General features: G+C 68.0%; 1 protein-coding gene. It reads left to right on the forward strand.

What is annotated here, in order from left to right:
- A partial coding sequence (locus AB0P24_RS47760; RefSeq protein ID WP_365805753.1) for an amino acid adenylation domain-containing protein occupies nt 1-2,607 on the forward strand: 2,607 nt, incomplete at both ends.

The following is a 2,607-nucleotide window of genomic DNA, read 5'->3' on the forward strand; positions in this document are numbered from 1 at the left end:
CTCGTGGACGAGCTGAACCCGACCCGCTCCGCCGCCCGTAATCCGCTGTTCCAGGTGATGCTGGCGCTCCAGAACGTGCCGGAAGCCCAGTGGGAACTGGAGGGACTGTGGGTGGAGCAGGTTCCGCCGGCGGAGGACCCTGCGGCCCGGTTCGATCTGTCGGTGGACCTCAGTGAGAGGTGGTCCGACAGCGGCACTCCGGACGGCCTGCGTGGCGGGATTCTGTTCGCTGCGGACCTGTTCGACGAGGAGACGGTTCGTCGGCTGGCGGAGCGACTCGTGCGGGTGTTGGAGCAGGTGGCGGCGGATCCGCGGGTTCGGTTGGGCGATCTCGATGTGCTCGATGCGGCTGAGTGGATTGCGGTGGTGGAGGAGTGGAACGCGACGGGCGTGGACGTTGAGCCGTGGACTGTGGTGGAGCGGTTCCGGCGGTGGGTGGCTGAGTCTCCGGACGCGGTGGCGTTGCGTTCGGGTGGGCGTTCGTTGACCTATGCGGAGGTGGACGCGCGTTCGGATGCGTGGGCGCGTGGGCTGGTGGCGCGCGGTGTGGACCGCGAATCGCGGGTGGGTCTGTGTCTGCCGCGCGGGGTGGAGATGGTGGTGGCGTTGCTGGCGGTGTGGAAGGCCGGCGGGGCATACGTGCCACTCGACCCGGAGTACCCCACTGACCGGCTGGCGTACATGGTCCACGACAGTGCGGCGGAGTTCGTGGTGGTCTCGGGCGAGACGGCCGGCTGTCTGCCGGACGGCGTCGCCGTCGTCCGTCTCGACGAACTGGAAGCCGTATCGGGTGAGTTGCCGGAGATCGCGGCCGGTCAGCTGGCTTACGTGATCTATACGTCGGGTTCGACGGGCCGTCCGAAGGGTGTGGCGGTCGGGCATGCGTCGGTGGCGAACCTGGCCGCCGTCATGCGTCCGGTGCTGGGGGTCGAGCCGGGCGTGACGGCGCTGCAGTTTGCTTCTTTCAGCTTCGACGCCTCTGTGCTGGACGTGGCCGTGACCCTGGTCGCCGGCGGCACGCTGGCCATCGCCTCGTCCGATGAGCGGCTGGACCCTTCCGCGCTGGCCGCGATGGTGGAGAGCAGCGGTGTCGAGGTGGCGAGTGTCGTTCCGTCGCTGCTGGGTGTGCTGGAGCCGACGAACTTCGCCGGAATCGGCAACTGGGTCCTGGGCGCGGAGCGGTTGGACTCTGGCCTGGCGGCGAAGTGGCGGGCGGGTGCGCGGGTGTGGAACACCTACGGTCCGACCGAGGCGACGGTGATCTCGACGGCGGTCTTGTTGGCTGAGGGCATCACCGGGGAGGACGTTGCGCCGGCGATCGGTCGTCCGTTGCCCAATGTCCGCACGTATGTCCTGGATGCCTACCTCCGGCCGGTCCCCGCAGGTGTCACGGGTGAGTTGTATGTCGCGGGGGATGGTCTGGCCCGGGGTTATGTCGGCCGTGCGGATCTGACGGCTGAGCGGTTCGTGGCGTGCCCGTTCGGTGACGGCGATGGGCGGATGTATCGCACCGGCGACCTGGCGCGCTGGACGGCCGACGGGCGGCTGGAGTTCGTGGGCCGGGCCGACGAGCAGGTGAAGATCCGCGGGTTCCGGGTTGAGCTCGGTGAGGTGGAGGCGGGGCTGGCCGCGCACCCGCAGGTGGAGCAGGCGGTGGCGGTGGTGCGGGAGGGCCGTCTGGTCGGTTATGCCGTCGGTGAGGTGGACGGGGAGGAACTGCGGGCGTTCGCTGCCACGCGTCTGCCGGACTACATGGTGCCCTCGGCGGTGGTGGTGCTTGATGGGTTCCCGTTGACGGTGAACGGCAAGGTGGATCGGGCTGTTCTGCCTGTGCCTGATCTGGGTCTGGGTGGTTCGCGGGGGCCGGCGACGCCGACGGAGGAGATCCTGTGCGGCTTGTTCGCCGAGTTGCTGGGGCTGGAGGCGGGCTCGGTCGGTGTGGAGGGGAGTTTCTTCGAGGTGGGTGGTGATTCGTTGCTGGTGATGCGGTTGATTGCGCGGATTCGGTCGGTGTTTGAGGTGTCGGTGGGTGTGCGTGAGGTGTTCGCGGAGCCGACGGTGGCCGGGATAGGGCGGTTGGTGGAGGCGGCCGGGACGTCGGCGGGTGTGGTGCTGGCGCGTCGGGAGCGTCCGGAGCGGGTGCCTCTGTCGTACGCCCAGCAGCGCATGTGGTTCCTCAACCACATGGAAGAGGCCGACGGCGGGGCCGCTGTCTATAACCTGCCGATGGCATTGCGCCTGAGCGGACAGTTGGATGTGGCGGCGCTGGCTGCGTCGTTGGGTGATGTTGCGGACCGCCATGAAACTCTGCGGACGGTCTTCCCGGCCATCGAGGGTGTTCCCTACCAGCACGTGTTGCAGGGAGGGGAAAGTCATCCTGAGTTGGTCGTGGTCGAGGCTGGTGAGGGCTGGCGTGCGGTCATGCAGGAGGAGGTGGGGCGGGGGTTTGATCTGGCGGTTGAGTTGCCGTGGCGGACGGTGTTGTTGAGGGTTTCGCAGGAGGAGTCTGTCCTGTTGTTGGTGGCTCATCACATCGCGACGGATGCGTGGTCGATGGGTGTGCTGGCGAATGACCTCCAGGTGGCTTATGGTGCGCGGCTTTCGGGG

Source organism: Streptomyces sp. NPDC086519, from assembly GCF_040686075.1.
GTDB classification, from domain to species: Bacteria; Actinomycetota; Actinomycetes; order Streptomycetales; family Streptomycetaceae; genus Streptomyces; species Streptomyces shenzhenensis.